The sequence below is a fragment of the Streptomyces antimicrobicus genome, from assembly GCF_020532625.1.
In the GTDB taxonomy this organism is placed as follows: Bacteria; Actinomycetota; Actinomycetes; order Streptomycetales; family Streptomycetaceae; genus Streptomyces; species Streptomyces antimicrobicus.
In genome coordinates, this window is record NZ_JAJAUY010000008.1 from 47761 (window position 1) to 65670 (window position 17910).

The 17910-nt window shown below is 74.1% G+C and carries 17 protein-coding genes; 8 read left to right on the forward strand and 9 right to left on the reverse strand.

Translation table 11 applies throughout. The annotated features are described in order from the left end of the window. The first annotated feature begins 6 nt into the window (after positions 1-6). Both msrA and LG632_RS30460 read left to right on the forward strand, forming a co-directional pair. Positions 7-672 (forward strand): peptide-methionine (S)-S-oxide reductase MsrA, encoded by a 666-nt coding sequence (gene msrA, locus LG632_RS03625; RefSeq protein WP_226725091.1) that lies wholly within the window; start codon positions 7-9, stop codon positions 670-672. 64 nt (positions 673-736) lie between these two features. Next, positions 737-4342, forward strand: coding sequence for a glycosyltransferase (locus tag LG632_RS30460; protein WP_226725092.1), 3606 nt, complete (start codon positions 737-739; stop codon positions 4340-4342). Here the strand turns inward: LG632_RS30460 and LG632_RS03635 are convergent. The 3 genes from LG632_RS03635 to LG632_RS03645 form a co-directional block, all read right to left on the reverse strand. Then, positions 4326-5288: a GNAT family N-acetyltransferase gene (locus LG632_RS03635; RefSeq protein ID WP_226725094.1), complete on the reverse strand. Its 963-nt coding sequence runs from the start codon at positions 5286-5288 to the stop codon at positions 4326-4328. The two genes, LG632_RS30460 and LG632_RS03635, sit on opposite strands and share 17 nt — an antisense overlap. A gap of 107 nt (positions 5289-5395) precedes the next feature. Then, on the reverse strand, positions 5396-6664 hold the full coding sequence (locus tag LG632_RS03640) for a L,D-transpeptidase (RefSeq protein WP_226725096.1): 1269 nt from the start codon (positions 6662-6664) through the stop codon (positions 5396-5398). A 132-nt stretch (positions 6665-6796) separates the two neighbouring features. Continuing rightward, entirely contained in the window at positions 6797-7141 is a 345-nt protein-coding gene (locus tag LG632_RS03645) for a hypothetical protein (protein ID WP_226725098.1), read from the reverse strand. Between the two features lie 108 nt (positions 7142-7249). On the opposite strand from LG632_RS03645, the gene LG632_RS03650 reads away from it, so the two are divergent. Next, on the forward strand, positions 7250-7579 hold the full coding sequence (locus LG632_RS03650) for a hypothetical protein (RefSeq protein ID WP_226725099.1): 330 nt from the start codon (positions 7250-7252) through the stop codon (positions 7577-7579). 101 nt (positions 7580-7680) lie between these two features. On the opposite strand, the gene hutH is transcribed toward LG632_RS03650, so the two are convergent. Together hutH and LG632_RS03660 are read right to left on the reverse strand one after the other, a co-directional pair. After that, positions 7681-9219, reverse strand: coding sequence for a histidine ammonia-lyase (hutH, locus tag LG632_RS03655; RefSeq protein WP_226725165.1), 1539 nt, complete (start codon positions 9217-9219; stop codon positions 7681-7683). A gap of 41 nt (positions 9220-9260) precedes the next feature. Further along, positions 9261-10427 carry a GGDEF domain-containing protein gene (locus LG632_RS03660; protein WP_226725101.1) on the reverse strand — a complete coding sequence of 389 codons (1167 nt, stop codon included), beginning with the start codon at positions 10425-10427 and terminating at the stop codon, positions 9261-9263. Positions 10428-10608: 181 nt separating this feature from the next. Between LG632_RS03660 and LG632_RS03665 the strand changes: the two genes are divergently transcribed. Continuing rightward, positions 10609-11205, forward strand: coding sequence for a Uma2 family endonuclease (locus LG632_RS03665; RefSeq protein ID WP_226725103.1), 597 nt, complete (start codon positions 10609-10611; stop codon positions 11203-11205). Between the two features lie 105 nt (positions 11206-11310). On the opposite strand, the gene LG632_RS03670 is transcribed toward LG632_RS03665, so the two are convergent. The 3 genes from LG632_RS03670 to LG632_RS03680 all read right to left on the reverse strand — a co-directional run bounded on the left by LG632_RS03670 (position 11311) and on the right by LG632_RS03680 (position 14313). Next, complete coding sequence (locus tag LG632_RS03670) at positions 11311-12114, reverse strand: enoyl-CoA hydratase/isomerase family protein (RefSeq protein ID WP_226725105.1); 804 nt, start codon at positions 12112-12114, stop codon at positions 11311-11313. Between the two features lie 37 nt (positions 12115-12151). After that, positions 12152-13291, reverse strand: coding sequence for an adenylate/guanylate cyclase domain-containing protein (locus LG632_RS03675; RefSeq protein WP_264201360.1), 1140 nt, complete (start codon positions 13289-13291; stop codon positions 12152-12154). A gap of 149 nt (positions 13292-13440) precedes the next feature. Beyond that, positions 13441-14313 (reverse strand): biotin--[acetyl-CoA-carboxylase] ligase, encoded by an 873-nt coding sequence (locus LG632_RS03680; protein ID WP_226725107.1) that lies wholly within the window; start codon positions 14311-14313, stop codon positions 13441-13443. 131 nt (positions 14314-14444) lie between these two features. Between LG632_RS03680 and LG632_RS03685 the strand changes: the two genes are divergently transcribed. The 4 genes from LG632_RS03685 (at position 14445) to LG632_RS03700 (ending at position 17154) form a co-directional block, all read left to right on the forward strand. After that, positions 14445-16031 (forward strand): acyl-CoA carboxylase subunit beta, encoded by a 1587-nt coding sequence (locus tag LG632_RS03685; protein ID WP_226725109.1) that lies wholly within the window; start codon positions 14445-14447, stop codon positions 16029-16031. An 11-nt stretch (positions 16032-16042) separates the two neighbouring features. Beyond that, positions 16043-16249, forward strand: a complete 207-nt coding sequence (locus tag LG632_RS03690) for an acyl-CoA carboxylase epsilon subunit (RefSeq protein ID WP_226725111.1) — start codon at positions 16043-16045, stop codon at positions 16247-16249. Between the two features lie 119 nt (positions 16250-16368). Continuing rightward, entirely contained in the window at positions 16369-16506 is a 138-nt protein-coding gene (mmpB, locus tag LG632_RS03695) for a morphogenic membrane protein MmpB (RefSeq protein WP_226725113.1), read from the forward strand. A gap of 33 nt (positions 16507-16539) precedes the next feature. Beyond that, complete coding sequence (locus LG632_RS03700; protein WP_226725115.1) at positions 16540-17154, forward strand: Maf family protein; 615 nt, start codon at positions 16540-16542, stop codon at positions 17152-17154. On the opposite strand, the gene LG632_RS03705 is transcribed toward LG632_RS03700, so the two are convergent. Beyond that, the gene (locus tag LG632_RS03705; RefSeq protein WP_226725117.1) at positions 17135-17656 is read right to left on the reverse strand and encodes a hypothetical protein; all 522 of its coding nucleotides are present in this window, start codon (positions 17654-17656) and stop codon (positions 17135-17137) included. The two genes, LG632_RS03700 and LG632_RS03705, sit on opposite strands and share 20 nt — an antisense overlap. Positions 17657-17910 lie beyond the last annotated feature (254 nt).

Consider the following 17910-nt stretch of genomic DNA (forward strand, 5'->3'; position numbering starts at 1 on the left):
GGCCACATGTTCACGTACCGCCGCACGCCCGAGCTGCCCACCCGCGAGGAGGCCCTGCCCGGCCGTGCGACCCCGCTGTTCGAGCTCCCGTCCACGCACACCGTCCTCGGCAATCCGCTGGCCGGCCCGTACCCGCAGGGCCTGGAGGTCGCCGACTTCGCCCTGGGCTGCTTCTGGGGCGCCGAGCGCGTCTTCTGGCGGACGCCCGGCGTGTGGACCACGCTGGTCGGCTACCAGGGCGGTTTCACCGAGAACCCCACCTACGAGGAGGTGTGCTCCGGCATGACCGGGCACACCGAGGCGGTCCGCGTCGTCTACGACCCCGCCCAGGTGTCCTACGAGACCCTGCTCAAAGCCTTCTGGGAGGCCCACGACCCGACCCAGGGCTTCCGCCAGGGCAACGACGTCGGCACGCAGTACCGCTCGGCGGTCTACACCCACTCCCCCGAGCAGCAGGCGACGGCCGAGGCCTCCCGCGAGGCCTACCAGCGCGTCCTGACGTCCTCGGGTCACGGCGGGATCACCACCGCGGTGCTCCCGGCCGCCGAGCGCCCGTTCTGGCCGGCGGAGCCGTACCACCAGCAGTACCTGGACAAGAACCCCGCCGGGTACTGCGGCATCGGCGGCACGGGCGTGTCCTGCCCGATCGGGGTGGCCAAGGCCGACGGGTAGCCTCGGCCGACGGCGTACCGGCGGGGTACGGACGGCGTACCATCGGGCCGACGTGAGGGGGCCCGTGGACATTTCCGCGTTACGCAATCCGTACGACTACCGCAATCCCGTGCGGGACGCCGCCGTGTTCGCCGGGCGGGACGGCGAAGTGGCGGCGATCCGCTACGAGCTCGACCAGGCCGCCGTCGACCGGCCGTCCGTCTGCGTCGTCCTGCACGGGCAGCGGATGGCCGGCAAGACCAGCCTGCTCAACGCCACCGAGTGGCTCGCGCGGGAGCGCGGGTTCGTGTCCGTGCGGCTGGAGCTGGTCGCCGGGGACGGCGCGCCCGGGGTGTTCTTCCGCCGGCTCTACGAGGAGCTGGTGGTGGCGGTCGCCGCCGCGGGCGTCGCGGTCGACGTCGCCGAGGTGCGGCGGGTGATGGCCGGCGCGGCACCGGCCGGGCCCGGCGCGCGGCTCGAATTCCCCGAGGCGGTCGCGCTGTTCGGGGACGAGGTGTCCCAGGCCGCGCTGCGCGCCGACCTGGCGACGTTCGTCCGGCTCCTCGGGCGTCCGCTCGTGCTGCTGGTGGACGAGGCGCAGCTGGTCGCGGACGACGTGCGGGTGCTGTCCGTGCTGCGGTTCCTGATGTCCCGGGTCGACGGGCTGGTGCTGGTGCTGGCCGGGACCTCCGAGCTGATCGGCCGGATCACCGAGGTGCACTCGCCGCTGCTGCGGCAGTTCAAGGAGATCGAGGTCAAGCGGTTCGTCGAGGTGGAGGACGTCCGCAACTGCGTGCTGCGGCCGTTGCGGGCGCTCGGTCTGGACAGCGTCGACGAGAACGGGGCCGTGGCCGCGCTGATGTACCTCACGGACGGCAATCCGTACGAGGTCCAGCTCTACTGCCACGAGATGTTCGCCCGCTGGCAGCAGGGCGCGGCCCCCGGCATGCTGCTCACCTCCGACGTGCTCGACGGGATCCGCTCCCGCCTGGAGTCCGGGCGGGACCTGGACCGGCCGCTGATCCGCGCGGTGCGGGCGATGGAGCGCACCGAGCTGATCGCCTTCAACGTCATGGCCTCCGCCCTCGGCCACACCACCGCCGACGAGGCGTGGTTCGCGTACTGCCTGACCGGTCCGCCCGAGATCACCCGGGAGTCCTACGACCGCTGCCGCGAGGAGCTGGTGGCGGCCGGGGTGCTCGCCGAGGGGGAGGTGGTCCGGTTCGCCATGGAGACCGAGCTCTTCGACGAGATGTACGTGCGGCTGTGGACGGTGGGCCGGCTCGGTGAGAGCGCCCATCCGCAGCTGGCCGGCCGGGGCACGGCCCGCGCGCTGCTGGTCAACCGGCTGCTGGCGCTGCTCGAAGGGATCGCGCCCGAGGGCATGCGGATCTTCCCCACCTGCTGCCACGCCGTGCGGGCCGGCCATGTGGCCTCCGCCGTACGGGCGTTGCGCGAGCTCCCGCCGGACGGGCCGGACGGGACCCCGCACATCAACTTCCTGCACGCGGCCGTCCTGCGGGCGGGCGGGCCGCGCGCCCTGGACCTGACCACGGTCACCTGCTCGTTCGGCGGGCACAGCGTGCAGCGCTGGCTCTACGCGGCCGACACCGCCGAACTCCTTCTGGAAGGACCGGCCTTCCGGGCGGCCGCGGAGCGGATCGCCGGGCTCGGCGGGGAGCTCACCACCGCGCGGGTCCGGATCCCGCTGGACACCTGGCCGGCCACGGAGTGGTTCCGGCGGGCCACCGGGGCGTTGCGGGCCGAACTCGCCGACAACCACCTGCAGGCCGCGTACGCCGCCTACGACGCCGGGGAGGGCCGGGCGGCCCGCGGCCACCTGCGGGAGTCCTTCGAGCTGGCACCGGGCTGGGAGCCGGCCAACGACCTGGCGTACGTGTGCCTGGCCGACGGCGGCTCCTACGAGGCCCTGGAGTGGGCCGGGCGGGCCGTGGACCTGGCCGGGGACGGCAAGGAGCGCGCCCTGAGCCGCTACAACCTGGCGATGGCCTGCCTGCTCACCGGCCGCCGGGCCGAGGCCCTGGACCATCTGGCCCGGGCGGCCGGCGAGCTGGCCGCACCGGCGCCGGGCGGCTGGACGGTGGGCTACCTGCACCTGCCGGAGCTCACCGACGGGGGGACCGGCGTCGTGCTGCGCGAGCACCTGTCGGTGGACGTGCCCGCCGCGGTGGCCCGCGCCCGTGCGCTGCTGGGCGCGCCGGAGGCGGCCGGGGCCGCGGCCGGGTCCACCGAGTCCACCGGGCCCACCGCCCTGGTGGCGGTGACCGCCGCCGGTGCAGCGGTGACCGCCGGCGGTGGAGCGGTGACCGCCGCCGGTGGAGCGGGTGCCGCGGGAGGTGCCGCGGGAGCGGGTGCCGCGGCAGGGGCGGCGGCCGACACCGCGGCCGCGCCCCGCGCGACGGTGGTGCTGGTCGTGGCCACCGAGTGGGTCTCCCGGCACGGGGGGCTGAGCAGCTTCAACCGGAACCTGTGCGCGGCCCTCGCCGCCGCCGGCGCCCGGGTGTTCTGCGTGGTGCTGGAGGCCTCCGCCGAGGAGGCCGCGGCGGCGCGGGCGGCCGGGGTCGTCCTGCTGCCGGCGCCGCGGCGGCCCGGGGAGCCGGACGGCATGCGGCTGAGCGCGCGGCCCGCGCTGCCGCCGGGCATGGTGGTGGACCTGGTCGTGGGGCACGGCCGGATCACGGGGCCGGCCGCCCGCCGGCTCGCCGAGGACTTCTTCCCGGCCGCCCGCCGGCTGCACTTCGTGCACATGGCCCCGGACGAGATCGAGTGGTACAAGCCCGACCGGGAGCGGGGCGCGGCGGCGCGGGCCACCGAACGGACCGGCCTGGAACGGGCCCTGGGCCGCAGCGCCCACCGGGTCGTCACGGTCGGGCCGCGGCTGCACGAGCAGTTCCTGCCCGAGTTCGGCGGCGTACGGGAGCCGCTGCGGCTGGACCCCGGCTTCGATCCGGGCCCCGGCGACCCGGCCCCCGCCGAGCCGGCGTCGGCGGCGCCCCGGGGGGACGGGCCGCGGACGCCGCCCGGCGGGCGGCTGCGGGTGCTGCTGTTCGGACGGGCCGAGGACGAGCGGCTCAAGGGCCTGGACCTGGCGGCGGCCGCCTGCGGCCGGGTCGCCGGCTACCGCGCGGACGACGGCCTGCCGGCCTTCACCCTGGTCGTGCGCGGCGCCCCCGAGGACACCGCCGACGCGCAGCACTCGACGCTGTCGGAGCTCGCGGCGGAGACCGGCCTGAAGGTGGTGGTGCGCCCGTACTCCGCCGACCAGGAGGACATCGCCGGTGACCTGGCCGCGGCCAGTCTGGTGCTCGTGCCGTCCCGGGCGGAGGGGTTCGGGCTGGTCGGCGTGGAGGCGATCGTGCAGGGCGTGCCGGTGCTGGTCAGCTCCGAGAGCGGCCTGGCGGACCTGCTGCGCGAGGTCCTCGACGCCGAGACCGCGGCCCGGTTCGTGGTGCCCGTGTCCGGCAACGACGCGAAGGACACCGACCGCTGGGCGCGGGCGGTGGACCGGGTGCTGCGGGACCGGGAGGGCGCTTTCGCGCAGGTGGCGCAGTTGCGGTCGGTCATGGCCGCGCGGGTCACGTGGGCCGGCGCGGCCCGCACCCTGCTCGCCGAGGCCGCGCCCGCCGACGCCGGAGCCGGGGCCGCGCCCGCCGCTACGGCTCCAGCGTGAGCTGGTAGTACGCCGCCCCGCGCTCGCGGACGTAGCCCAGCTCGGCGTTGACGGCCCGCATGGGCGCGTTCTCGTCGGCCACGGTGGTCCCGATCCGGCGCAGCCCCGGGTGGCTGCCGGCCACCGTGGCGAGCATCCGCAGCTTGACGGCGCGGCCCAGGCCCCGGCCCCGGTGGGCGGGGACGACCACGGTGTCGTACTGGACGGCGCGCTCGGCCGCCGGGTCGGGAAGCATCAGCTCGGTGTACGCGGCGACCTCGCCGTCCGCGGAGACGGCGGCGACGGTGAGCAGTTCACCGCCCCGGTCGAGCACCAGTTGCTGCACGGCCCGCAGCCGCTCCGGGGTCCACGCGGGGGTGCGTTCCTCCAGCTCGCCCGTCGGCGCGTCCTCCATGGCGTCGTGGGCGACGGCCAGCGCCGGGGCCAGGTGGTCGGGGACCAGGCCGGACCAGCCGACGAGGGTGTAGCCGGGGGTGTCGGGGACGGTGACCGCGCCGGGGCCGGCCGGGACGTCCTGGACGTACCACGCCATGGGCAGGGCGTTGGTGAAGCCGAGGGAGCGGGCGAAGGCCTCGCCCGGCCCGTCGGTGTCGATCACGGCGCCGACGGTGGTGCGGCCGTCGGCCAGGAGCGTCTCGCGCACCCGCTCCCACAGCGCGCTGCCGATCCCGCGCCGCCGTGCCCCGGGCCGTACGGCGAGGACGTCGAGGAACGCGGTGTGCTCGTTGCCCTCGTCGGAGAACAGCAGCAGGGCCGCGACCCCGTCGGGGGACGCCCACCGCACGGCCCGCCCCCGGGCCGGGTCGACCCGGAGGCGGCCGGCGACCTCCACCCGGGACGGCGGGGGCAGGTGCGGCTGGTCCGCGGCCAGGGCGTCGGTCAGGACCGAGCGCCAGGCGTCCACGTCGGCGTCGGTGGGGGTCTCGGGGAGCGTGGTGATGTCCATGGCTCGGACAGTAGTGCGGCCCGCCCGGTCGTCCCACGCCTTTTCGGCGGCGGGGCGACCGGGCGGGCCGGACGGGGTGCGCGGAGCGGCGGAGCAGGCGCCGGGGGTCAGACGGCGGAGCCGGCCTTCCAGTCGGCCCAGCTCATGTTCCAGCCGTTGAGGCCGTTGTCGGGCTTGATCTGCTTGTCGGGCGAGTTGACCACGGTGACGACGTCGCCGATGAGCGAGTTGTCGTAGAACCAGGCGGCGGGCTGGTTCGGGTCGCCGGCGCCCTTGACGTCGTTCAGGCCGACGCAGCCGTGGCTGGTGTTGACGCTGCCGAAGATCGAGTCGGCGCCCCAGTAGTTGCCGTGGATGAACGTGCCGGAGGTGGACAGCCGCATGGCGTGCGGGACGTCCTTGATGTCGTACTCGCCCTTGCCGTCGTTGTCGGTGAAGCCGACGGTGGCGCCGTTCATCCGGGTCTCCTTGAACTTCTCGGAGATCACCATCTGGCCGTTGTACGTCGGGTTCTCCGGCGAGCCCGCGGAGATCGGGATGGTCTTGACGACCTGGCCGTCCCGGGTGACGGTCATCTTCTTGGTCTTGGCGTCGACCGTGGAGACCTGGGAGCGGCCGATCTTGAAGCTGACGGTCTTGTTCTGGACGCCGACGACGCCCGGGGCGCCCTGGACGCCGTCGAGCTTCATGGCCATGGTGACCGTGGAGTTCGCGTTCCAGTAGTTCTCCGGGCGGAAGTCCAGCCGCTGCTCGTTGAACCAGTGGCCGACGACCTCCTGGCCGCTGCTGGAGGTCACGCTGATCGCCGACTGGACGGCCTTCTTGTCCTTGATCGGCTTGTTGAACGTGATCGAGACGGGCATGCCCACGCCGACCGTGGAGCCGTCCTCCGGCGTGAAGGAGCCGATGAAGCTGTTCTCGGGCGAGACGGTGGTGAACGAGGTGTTCTCGTGCGCCTCGCGGCCCGACTCGTCCTTGGCGGTCGCGGACAGCGTGTACTTGGTGGAGCGCTTGAGGGCGCCGTCGGGCTTCCAGCTCTTGCCGTCGGCCGCGATCTTGCCGGCCACGGTGCCGCCCTCGGCGCTCTTGAGCTCGACCTGGGTGAGCGTGCCCTCGGTGACCTGCACGGTCGCGGCGTCGTTCAGGCCGACGTTGGTGGCGCCGTCCTTCGGGGTGACCGTGATCTTGGCCTTGGAGCTGTCCTTGGCCGCCGCGGCGTCCACGTCCGCCTGGGACTTGCTGCCGTCACCGCCCTTGGCCTTGTCCCCGTCGTCCCCGCCGCATCCCGCGAGCACCAGTACGCCGCCGAGTACGGCGGACGCGACCGCGAGGGCCTTCCTGCGCCGCCTGCTGTCCGTCCTCACACGCCACTCCATCGTTGCCGTCGATCCCGCCGGTGGCCGTCCCGGCAGGGGCCGGCAGGGGGCATGGCCCCCCGCCTGTCCTGGACAACGCGTCGACGCGGCGATTCGGTTCCACATCCCGTTCGGATGTGGGCCACCCCACGGTCAGGCGCTGTCGTCCTCTTTTTCGTCGAAGCTCCCATCTTCCTCGTCCAGGTCCCACTCCATGGACTCGGGGTCGTATTCGACCGGTTCCGTGCTCCATGAGGCCTGGGCCAGTTCCACTCCGGGCACGTCGGCGACCAGGTCGGTGGGGTCGACGAGGTAGGCCAGCGCCTCGGAGTCGTCGTCGCGGACCGCGGCCTCGGCGTGGGCCCGCTCCTCGTGCGGCATGAACTCGTCGGCGGCGATGCGCTCCAGGGCGGCTCCGGTGAGTGCGTCGGGCTCCTGCACCTCCAGCACCAAATCCACCCGAAGTCGTACGTACCGTGATGTCTCGTCAGCGTTCATACGACGGAGAGTAAGGGGCGAGGGGGTCCCGGCTTTCCCGCGACCCGCCCCTTTCATTAGCATCGGCGCACACGGCCAATTCGCTGCTGCCACAAGGGGGATCGCACCGTGTCCGGACGGCGTCCGCTGCTCACCGCCCTGGGTGCGACCACCCTCCTCGGCGCCCTGTGGTTCGTCCCCTCGGCCAATGCCACCGCTCCCGCGCCCGCCGAGGGCGCCACCACGCCCGTCGCCGCCAGCGCGCCGCTGGCCGCGGACGCGGCGGGGGCCCCGGGCGCGGCGGGCACCGCGGGTACGGCGCGGGGCACCGGGACGCAGCTCACCCTCGCCGACACCGGCGGGGTGGACACCACCCCCTACGTCCTGGGCGGCACGGTCTGCCTGGGCATCGGGGCCGGCTTCGTGGTCTTCTCCGCCCGGCGGGCGCGCGGCCTGTAGGACGCGGCGGAGGGCCGCCCCCGGGTGCCGGGGGCGGCCCTCCGCCGTGTCCGCCGGCCGTTCGGGCCGGGTTCCGCATCTGCTCCGGTCGTCCTCGCCGCTCAGGCGAGCGGTCCGGTGACCGGCTCCACCGCGCTGACGAGCGCACCCGTACGGATGAACGCGTCGGCGGCGGCCAGGTCGGGGGCCAGGAACCGGTCCGGGCCGGGCCCCTGCACGCCGGCGGCGCGGGCGGCGGCGATGGCGGCCCGGCTCGCCGGGGCCGGGACCAGCCCGGTGCGCAGCTCGATCGCGCGGGTGGCGGCGTAGAGCTCGATGGCGACGACCCGGGTCAGGTTGTCGATCGCGGTGCGCAGCTTGCGGGCGGCGGACCAGCCCATCGAGACGTGGTCCTCCTGCATGGCCGAGGACGGGATGGAGTCGGCGGAGGCCGGGACGGCGAGCCGCTTCATCTCGCTGACCAGCGCGGCCTGCGTGTACTGGGCGATCATCAGACCGGAGTCGACGCCGGCGTCGTCGGCGAGGAACGGCGGCAGGCCGTGGCTGCGGTTCTTGTCGAGCAGCCGGTCGGTGCGGCGCTCGGCGATGGAGGCGAGGTCGGCCGCGGCGATGGCCAGGAAGTCCAGCACGTAGGCCACGGGGGCGCCGTGGAAGTTGCCGTTGGACTCGACCCGCCCGTCGGGGAGGACCACCGGGTTGTCGACGGCGGAGGCCAGCTCGCGCGAGGCGACGAGCGCGGCGTGCGCGAGGGTGTCGCGGCCGGCGCCGGCCACCTGCGGGGCGCAGCGGACGGAGTACGCGTCCTGCACGCGCGGGGCGTCGTCCTGGTGGTGGCCGGTGAGGCCGGAGCCCTTGAGCACGGCGGCCATGTTGGCGGCGGAGGCGCCCTGGCCGGGGTGCGGGCGGATGGCGTGCAGCTCGGGGGCGAGCACCTTGTCGGTGCCGAGCAGCGCCTCCAGCGACAGGGCGGCGGTGATGTCGGCGGAGGTGTACAGGCGCTGCAGGTCGGCGATGGCCATGACCAGCATGCCGAGCATGCCGTCGGTGCCGTTGAGGAGGGCCAGGCCCTCCTTCTCGCGCAGTTCGACGGGCGCGATGCCGTGCTCGGCCAGGAGCTCGCCGGCCGGGCGGACCACTCCGTCGGGCCCCTCGGCGTCGCCCTCGCCCATCAGCGCGAGCGCGCAGTGGGAGAGCGGCGCCAGGTCGCCGGAGCAGCCCAGGGAGCCGTACTCGTGGACGACCGGGGTGATGCCGGCGTTGAGGACGTCCGCCATGGTCTGCGCCACCTCGGGGCGGACCCCGGTGTGGCCGGAGGCGACCGTCTTCAGGCGCAGGAACATCAGGGCGCGCACGACCTCGCGCTCGACGCGCGGGCCCATGCCGGCGGCGTGCGAGCGGACGATGTTGCGCTGGAGCTGTGCGCGCAACTCGTGCGAGATGTGCCGGGTGGCCAGGGCACCGAAGCCGGTGGACACCCCGTAGACGGGTTCGGGCTTGGCGGCGAGCGCGTCCACGATCTCGCGGGCGCGGGCGAGAGCGTCCAGCGCCTCTGCGGACAGCTCGACCCGCGCGTTGCCGCGGGCGACGGCGATGACGTCCTCGGCGGAGGCGCCGGACGTCCCCACCACGACAGTGTGCATATCCATATTCAGCACCCTACGGACTGAATCCCTTCATGTCACTAGGGGGGACCGGCGGGGTCCGTCACGCCGTCCGGGCCGGGGCGCGGCGCGTCCGCCCCCCGGCCGCGGAACCGGCGGCGCTCGCCCGTGCCCGGCTGCGGGGCGTCCGCCAGCCGGACGACGGCGGTGTCCCTGCCGGCCACCACCGGCCCCGGCGACCGGGCGGCCTTGGCCTTGTACTGGGCGGCGTCGGCCAGGCGGAACAGGCGGCGGGAGGACTTCACGGGTCCGATGGCGTCACCGGTGGAGGCGACCCCGCAGGCGACGCCCTCGCCGAGCTCCAGCTCGGCGGCCCGTACGCACAGCTCCTCGGTCACGCGGACCACGTCGTCGGCCGGCGGGCCGACGCTGACCAGGCAGAACTCGTCCCCGCCCAGGCGTGCGACCAGGGCGCCGGGGAGCATCGCGCCGCACCGGCTCAGCACGGAGCCGAAGCGCTCCAGGAGGCGGTCGCCGGTGGCGTGCCCGAGGGTGTCGTTGACCCGTTTGAGCCCGTTGAGGTCGCACACGACCAGGCTGACCACGGCGCCCGAGACCCGGTGCTCCTCCAGGGCCTCGTCGAGGCGGAGGTCGACGGCGCGGCGGTTGGCCAGACCGGTGAGCGGGTCGGTGAAGGCCAGGCGCCGGGCCTCGGCCAGCCGCTCGTTCTGGGCGAGGCCGGCCGCGACCACGGCCCCGAGGACGGCGGCGAACTCGCCGTCGTCCTCGTCGAAGTCGGGCAGCCCCTCGTCGCGGGCGACGTAGAGCTCGCCCCAGGCCCGGCCGCTCAGCACGATCGGCACCACGACGCAGGTGCCCCGCCCGCGCCGGCGCAGCGCCTCGCCGCGCCGCCCCGGGCGGCCGTCGGCCACCGACTCCACCCAGGCGTGCGGGCCGCCGCCACCGGCCCACAGTTCGTGCAGGAACTCGGTGATCTCGGGGAAGTCGTGCACCGGGTAGGACTCGTCGGCCGGGAACTCCTCCTCACCGGGTCGCCGCTCCCCCTCGTTGACGAGCACCCGCAGCCGCCCGCGCTCGCGCTCCCAGGCGGAGATCGCGGCGAACGACCCCTCCATCGCCACCCGCGCCCCCCGGGCGGCGGCCCGCACACTGTCCCGCGGCCCAGGAGCCGCCGCCATGGCCTGCGCCAGCGCGACGACGGCCCGCAACCGCCCGTCGAGTCCCATCACCCAAGATTAGGGTGATTTGTCAGATTTGGTGCCGTGGGGGGTGGCGGCGGACTGGCGTCCGGCTGGCGGATACCGGCGCTTCGCCCCGAGGGCGCCGGACCGAGCTGTCGCGTCGGCGCCGCGTGGCACGATGGCGGTGTCGGGGCGCGCGCCCGACGTGAAGGAGAGGACACCGTCCATGTCACCACCTGTTCACGAATCGCTGCCCCCCGTCCACGTGGCCCACGTGATGGACGTCTACGAGTCCTTGGAGACTCCCGAGGGCTGGCGGTCGGAGATCATCGAAGCGGAAATCGTCTTGGTACCTCCGCCGTCCGTGGTGCACGAGCACATCCTCGACCACGTGCGCACGGCCTTGCGCACCGTGCTCCCGCGCTCCTGGGGAATGAGCACCCACTCCGGGCTCGTCCTCCCCTCGCTCTTCAACGTGGCGATCCCCGACCTGCTGGTCACGGACGTCGCGCTCATGGACGCGGGATACGCCCCGAACGGCGGCGTGGACTGGGCGGTCCGGCTGGAGCACGTCGAGCTGGTCGTCGAAGTCACCAGCACCAACGCCATGACCGACCGCGACGTCAAGCGCGTCGCCTACGGCAAGGCCGGCATCCCGCGGTACCTGCTGGTGGACCGCGAGCGGCACGAGGTGACCCTCTTCACCGAGCCCCACGACCTCGGCTACGGCAACCCGCTGCGCGTCCCGTACGGGGAGTCCCTCACCGTCGACTTCGGGGAGGCCGGGACGGTCGAGATCACCACGGACGCGTTCCCGAAGTAGGCCCGGGCCGCCGGCGGTCCCCGGTTGCGGGTGGTCCCACTCCCGGCGGTCCCGGTCCTCTGCGCGGCGGGGCGGCCCCGCCGCGCAGGGGGGTCGGCGGGTCGGCTACCGGCCCGGCCAGTTCGGGCGGCGCTTCTCGTTGAACGCCGCGACGCCCTCGGCGCGGTCGCCCGAGAAGGCCACCGTGCGCCAGGCCGCGTCCTCGATCTCCAGGCCGGCCGCCAGGTCCATGCCGTGGCCCAGGCGCAGGGCGCGCTTGGCCGCCCGCAGGCCCACCGGGGAGTTCGCCGCCATCCGGGAGGCCAGGGCCAGGGCCTGCGCCCGGTCCTCGCCGGCCGGGACCACGGAGTCCACCAGGCCCAGCGACAGCGCCTCGGCGGCCTCCACCCGGCGGGCCGTGAAGATCAGCTCGGCGGCGCGGGCCGCGCCCACCCGGCGCGGCAGGAGCTGGGTGCCGCCGCCGCCGGGGATCACCCCGACCGAGACCTCGGGCAGGCCGACCACCGCGCTCTCGTCCGCCACGATCACGTCGCAGGACAGCGCCAGCTCGAAGCCGCCGCCCAGGGCGAAGCCGTGGACCGCCGCGATCGTCGGCATCGGCAGCTCCAGGACGCCGCCGTACGCGCCCCGCGTGGTCGGCCGCTGCCGGACCAGCTCGGCGTCGCTGAGGGAGTTGCGCTCCTTGAGGTCGGCGCCCACGCAGAACGCCCGCTCGCTGGTCGAGGTCAGCACCACCACCCGGGCCGTCGGGTCCGCCGCCAGGGCGGCGCACGCCGCGCCGATGGAGCGGGCCATCTCGGTGGAGACGGCGTTCATGGCCTTGGGCCGGTCCAGGGCCAGTTCGACGACCCCGTCGTCGCCGTGCCTGCGGACCGCGACGAACTCCCCGAAGCGCTGTTCGGACGACATGTGACGACCTCCCCGGTTAACGAGCGTTATCGCTCCACTAACCGGGGATCTTAGGCGTCCGGCGCGTCAGCAACCAGGGCTCCACCACCCCGAGCCCGCGCACCGGCCGCTGCCACATCGGCTGGAGGGCGAACCGGTACGGCACGCCCTCCTCGGCCTGCTTCTCCGACACCGGCGCGTCGCCGGTGCGGGCCAGCTCCTCCGCCAGCGCCCCGTCCACCAGCGCCGCGTCCTTCGGCGCTATGGAGGTCAGCCGGCTGGCGAGGTTCACGGTCGTGCCGAACACGTCGCCCATCCGGGTCGTCACCGTGCCGAACGCCATGCCCACGCGCAGCTCGGGCATCGTCCGGTCGGCCTCCATGGTCTCGATCAGCCGCAGCGCGATCTCGGCGGCCGTCCCGGCGTCGTCGGCGACGAACAGCACCTCGTCGCCCAGCGTCTTGATCAGCCGGCCGCCGTGCGCGGCGACCAGGTCGGCCGCGGTGGTCTCGAAGGACTCGACCAGCTCGCCGAGCTCCTCCTCCTCCAGCCGCCGGGTCAGCCGGGTGAAGCCCACCAGGTCCGCGAAGCCCACGGCCAGGCGCCGGTCGACCATCTCCTCGTCGTCGGCCGCCTGCACCACCCGCCCGGTGGCGGCGGCCAGCTGCCGCCGCCACACGTAGACGAGGAACTCCTCCAGCTCCGGCAGCAGCAGCTCCACCAGCGGGTACGTGACCTCCGTACGGGTCATCCCCGGCTCCGGCGGCTCGGTCAGCCCCTCCAGGAAGGAGTCGATCTGCCATTCCGCCAGCCGGGCCGTGGTCTGCCCGGTGGACCGGGCCACCTGCACCGCCATCGGCTCGCTCAGCAGCCCGGCCTCCACCAGGCCCGCCAGCCGCCGCAGCGCCAGCACGTCCGCCTCCGTCAAGGCCTTGGCCTGGCCGATGTCGGCGAAGCCCATGGCCCGCCAGAACCGGGACGCCAGCTCCATGGAGACCCCGGCGCTGCGGGCCGCCTGGAACGGGGTGTACCGGCGCTCGGCGCCCAGGATCAGCTGCTCCAACCGGATGGCGAGCGGGTCCGCCGTCGGCTGGGCCGTGTGGTCGACCTCGTGGTGGGGGGTGTGCTCGTCACGCCCGATGGGCTTGCTCGGCCCGGAGCCGTGGGCAGCCCCGGGGGACGGGTCGTCGACGGTCAAGGGCCGCCTCCTGTCCATTCCGTGCGCACTGCCCTGCCGATCCGGGTGATCGCCGGCGACACCGCCGATCGCCTAAACCATACGGCAGGTGTGCCGTAGCTCACTCCCTGGTCCCGGCGCGCGGGTCCCTGCCGGGCCCCGCCGGCGGCCTACCGCACCGGCCGCAGGTGCACCACGTCGCCCGCGCCGACGGCCTCGCGCCGGTCGTCCGCCGTCCGGACGACCAGCCGGCCGTCCGCGTCCACGGCCTCCGCCGTGCCCGTCAGCTCGCGTCCGCCGGGCAGCTCCGCCCGTACGTGCCGGCCCAGCGTGGCGCAGCCGGCCGCGTAGGCCTCCTGCAGTCCGCAGGCCGCCGGGTCCCCGCCGGCCGCGCGCCAGTCGCCGTACCACTGCTCCAGGGAGCGCAGTACGGCCTTCAGCAGGGGCTCGCGGTCGGTCACGGCGGCCTTGGCCAGCACCAGCGAGCCGGCGCCCGGCACCGGCAGCTCGTCCTGCGTGAGGCTGACGTTCAGCCCGATGCCCAGCACCACGCCTTCCCCGCGGGAGGTGTCCCCGGCGGTCCGCTCGGCGAGGATCCCGCCGGCCTTGCGCTCCTCGCCCTCGACGGTGACCAGCACGTCGTTGGGCCACTTCAGCGCGGTGTCCACGCCCGCCGCCCGGGCCAGCCCGCCGGCGGTGGCCACCCCGGCGAGCAGGGTCAGCCAGCCCCACCGCTCCTCGGGCACCTGCGGTCCCGGCCGCAGCAGGACGGAGAAGAACAGCCCGGACCGGGCGGGGGCCACCCAGCTGCGGTCCAGCCGGCCCTTGCCGGCTGTCTGCTCCTCGGCGACGAGCACCGCCCCCTCGGGCAGCTCCTCGGCGCGGGCGGCGAGATCGGTGTTGGTGGAGCCGGTGGACTCCACGACCTCCAGCGAGGTCCACAGGGTGTCCGGCGTGACCAGCGCGCGCCGGAGGGAGGTGGCGTTCAGCGGCGGCCGGTCGAGGCTCGACCAGCGCCCGGCGGAAGGATCGTTCGCAGTCATGCAAGGCAGAGTAGGTGTGTCAAACGCCGCACTGCCGCACGCCATGCCCGCCGATACGCTACGCACCAGTAGCCATCAGTAGTCATTCAATTGACCAGGCAGTTGACACCTCTCAGGGAGCCGCGACCCCGATGTCACAACCCTCAGACCCGATCGACATCCACACCACCGCGGGCAAGCTCGCCGATCTCCAGCGACGCATCGACGAAGCCACCCACGCCGGCTCCGCGCGGGCGGTGGAGAAGCAGCACGCCAAGGGCAAGCTCACGGCGCGCGAGCGGGTGGCGCTGCTGCTGGACGAGGGCTCGTTCGTCGAGCTCGACGAGTTCGCCCGGCACCGCTCCACCGACTTCGGCATGGAGCACAACCGCCCCTACGGCGACGGCGTCGTCACCGGTTACGGCACCGTCGACGGCCGCCCGGTCGCCGTGTTCTCGCAGGACTTCACCGTCCTCGGCGGCTCCCTGGGCGAGGTCTTCGGCCAGAAGATCATGAAGGTCATGGACTTCGCGCTGAAGACCGGCTGCCCGGTCGTCGGCATCAACGACTCCGGCGGCGCCCGCATCCAGGAGGGCGTCATGGCCCTCGGCATGTACGGCGAGATCTTCCGGCGCAACGTGCACGCGTCCGGTGTGGTCCCGCAGATCTCCCTGATCGTCGGGCCCTGCGCGGGCGGTGCCGTGTACTCCCCCGCGATCACCGACTTCACCGTGATGGTCGACCAGACCTCGCACATGTTCATCACCGGCCCGGACGTCATCAAGACCGTCACCGGCGAGGACGTGGGCTTCGAGGAGCTCGGCGGCGCGCGCACGCACAACAGCACCTCGGGCGTGGCGCACCACATGGCGGGCGACGAGAAGGACGCCATCGAGTACGTCAAGTCCCTGCTGTCGTACCTGCCCTCGAACAACCTCTCGGAGCCGCCGGCCTTCCCGGAGGAGGCCGACACGGAGGTCTCCGACGTCGACGCCGAGCTGGACACGCTGATCCCGGACAGCGCCAACCAGCCGTACGACATGCACACCGTCATCGAGCACGTGCTCGACGAGGGCGAGTTCCTGGAGACCCAGGCGCTGTTCGCCCCGAACATCCTGACCGGCTTCGGCCGCGTCGAGGGCCACCCGGTGGGCATCGTCGCCAACCAGCCGATGCAGTTCGCCGGCTGCCTGGACATCGACGCCAGCGAGAAGGCGGCCCGGTTCGTCCGGACGTGCGACGCCTTCAACATCCCGGTGCTGACGTTCGTGGACGTACCGGGCTTCCTCCCGGGCACCGACCAGGAGTACAACGGAATCATCCGGCGCGGCGCGAAGCTCATCTACGCCTACGCCGAGGCCACCGTCCCCCTCATCACCGTCATCACCCGCAAGGCGTTCGGCGGCGCGTACGACGTCATGGGCTCCAAGCACCTGGGCGCGGACCTCAACCTCGCCTGGCCGACCGCGCAGATCGCGGTCATGGGCGCGCAGGGAGCGGTCAACATCCTGCACCGGCGGACCATCGCCGAGGCCGAGGACGTCGAGGCGACCCGGGCGCGGCTGATCACCGAGTACGAGGACACCCTGCTCAACCCGTACGTCGCCGCCGACCGCGGGTACATCGACGCGGTGGTCATGCCGTCCCAGACCCGGGCGCAGATCGTCAAGGGGCTGCGCCACCTGCGCACCAAGCGCGAGGCGCTGCCCCCGAAGAAGCACGGCAACATCCCGCTGTAGGAGGTATCGGCGTGATCAAGGTCGTCAAGGGCAACCCGACCCCCGAGGAGCTGGCCGCCGCCCTGGCGGTGGTCCGGGCGCGCGCGGCGGTGCTGGCCTCGGCACCGTCGGGCGCGACCCCGGTGACGCAGGCCTGGTCGGACCCGGCCCGGGTGGCACGGCGCCGGCTGCCGCAGCCGGGGCCGGGCGCGTGGGGCCGTACGTACTGGCCGGCGTGAGGCCGCGCGGGTGACTCCGGGCGGGTGACCGCGCGCGGGTGACCCCTGAGGGAACCTCCGGTGGCGCCTGAGTACCCGTACTCAGGCGCCACCGGCGTCCGGGGGGCCAGGATCGGGGCATGCTCTGGTCCGACCCGAAGAACGAGCCGCCCAAGGACATGCGCGACGCGCAGGCGATGGTCCGGCGCATGGTGGTGGTGCTGGCCCTGGCGATGCTCGTGGTGGTGTACGTCCTCGGGGTCGGCGGCCTGCGGTAGCGGCCCTGGGCCGGCCCGCGGGCGGCCCCTACGATGGGCCGCATGACTGCCGCACCCCGCCCCCTGGTCCTCGCCTCCGCCTCACCCGCCCGGCTCAACCTGCTGCGCCAGGCGGGGCTCACGCCGCACGTGATCGTCAGCGGCTTCGACGAGGACTCGGTCGCCGCCGACACCCCGGCCGAGCTGGCGCTGGCGCTGGCGGAGGCCAAGGCCGGCGTCGTGGCCCGGCTGGAGGAGGCGGCCGGGGCGCTGGTCATCGGCTGCGACTCGGTGCTGGAGCTGGACGGCGAGGCGCTGGGCAAGCCCGCCGACGCCGAGGAGGCCACCGCCCGCTGGAAATCCATGCGCGGGCGCGCCGGCGTCCTGCGCACCGGCCACTGCGTCGTCGACACCGCGACGGGCCGTCAGGTCTCGGCGACGGCCTCCACCACCGTGCGGTTCGGCGAGGTGACCGACGCCGAGATCGCCGCGTACGTGGACAGCGGCGAGCCGCTGCACGTGGCCGGGGCGTTCACCCTCGACGGGCTGTCGGCGCCGTTCATCGAGGGCATCGACGGATGCGCCGGCAACGTCATCGGGCTGTCGATGCCGCTGCTGCGTTCCCTGCTGGGCGAACTGGGTGTGTCGGTCACGGACTTGTGGGCGTGACCGGAGGCGCCCCGGCCGGTCCGGTACCGGGGCCCGTCCCGGCGTCCGGAGCCGGGCCCGTCCCGGCGGCGTGCGGACCGGGCCCCGTGGGGGCGGACCCGGGCCGGACCTCCGGGCGCCCGTGGAGCACCAGGAAGAGCACGAGCAGGCACAGGACGGCCGTCAGGGCGGCGAACGCCCCCCAGCCGACCAGAGCCGCCACCAGGGCGCTCAGGACGCCGTTGGTGACCGCCGCGCCGATCAGCAGGACGCGGCCGAACCGGCCGGGGGGACGGTCGCGGACCGCGGCGACGGCGAGCAGGGCGGCGCACAGCACGAGGAAGGCGCCGAGACCGGCCCCGAGGGCGTAGGTTGCCTTGGACATGACATCTGGATCGCTGCCGGCGATCGACATGGACTGCCCCGCCGTGGCCCTGCCCAGCACCAGATGGACGACGACGACCGCCGCGGCCTCCACGACCAGCACGACCGCGGCCGCCGCGGCCACGATTCTTCGCAACACGCCGCCCCACCCCCTCCAACACGCCAGTTCGAGCCCGGACGCCACGGAGGCTACTGAGCGGTAAACCTGGCGACAAGGGGTACGGCACACGGCTGACAGGCAAAGAATCACTGCGCCGTTCGTAGGGACTCCACAAAGAATCGCCAGGGGCGGCTGACCGGGCTGACAGAGACCTGCGCCACAGGGCAGGGTTACTGTGCAGTTGGGGAAAGCCCTGACCTGGGGCACCACAAGGGATTCAGGGCTCGTCAGAA

What these genes read in the sequence shown, in the direction of transcription:
- LG632_RS03680 (WP_226725107.1), bottom strand. Translation starts at nt 14,313, where the DNA reads ATGACTGCGAACGATCCTTCCGCCGGGCGCTGGTCGAGCCTCGACCGG.
- LG632_RS03660 (WP_226725101.1), bottom strand. Translation starts at nt 10,427, where the DNA reads ATGGGACTCGACGGGCGGTTGCGGGCCGTCGTCGCGCTGGCGCAGGCC.
- msrA (WP_226725091.1), top strand. Translation starts at nt 7, where the DNA reads ATGTTCACGTACCGCCGCACGCCCGAGCTGCCCACCCGCGAGGAGGCC.
- mmpB (WP_226725113.1), top strand. Translation starts at nt 16,369, where the DNA reads ATGCTCTGGTCCGACCCGAAGAACGAGCCGCCCAAGGACATGCGCGAC.
- LG632_RS03635 (WP_226725094.1), bottom strand. Translation starts at nt 5,288, where the DNA reads ATGGACATCACCACGCTCCCCGAGACCCCCACCGACGCCGACGTGGAC.
- LG632_RS03640 (WP_226725096.1), bottom strand. Translation starts at nt 6,664, where the DNA reads ATGGAGTGGCGTGTGAGGACGGACAGCAGGCGGCGCAGGAAGGCCCTC.
- LG632_RS03645 (WP_226725098.1), bottom strand. Translation starts at nt 7,141, where the DNA reads ATGAACGCTGACGAGACATCACGGTACGTACGACTTCGGGTGGATTTG.
- LG632_RS03700 (WP_226725115.1), top strand. Translation starts at nt 16,540, where the DNA reads ATGGGCCGCATGACTGCCGCACCCCGCCCCCTGGTCCTCGCCTCCGCC.
- LG632_RS03665 (WP_226725103.1), top strand. Translation starts at nt 10,609, where the DNA reads ATGTCACCACCTGTTCACGAATCGCTGCCCCCCGTCCACGTGGCCCAC.
- hutH (WP_226725165.1), bottom strand. Translation starts at nt 9,219, where the DNA reads ATGCACACTGTCGTGGTGGGGACGTCCGGCGCCTCCGCCGAGGACGTC.
- LG632_RS03685 (WP_226725109.1), top strand. Translation starts at nt 14,445, where the DNA reads ATGTCACAACCCTCAGACCCGATCGACATCCACACCACCGCGGGCAAG.
- LG632_RS03670 (WP_226725105.1), bottom strand. Translation starts at nt 12,114, where the DNA reads ATGTCGTCCGAACAGCGCTTCGGGGAGTTCGTCGCGGTCCGCAGGCAC.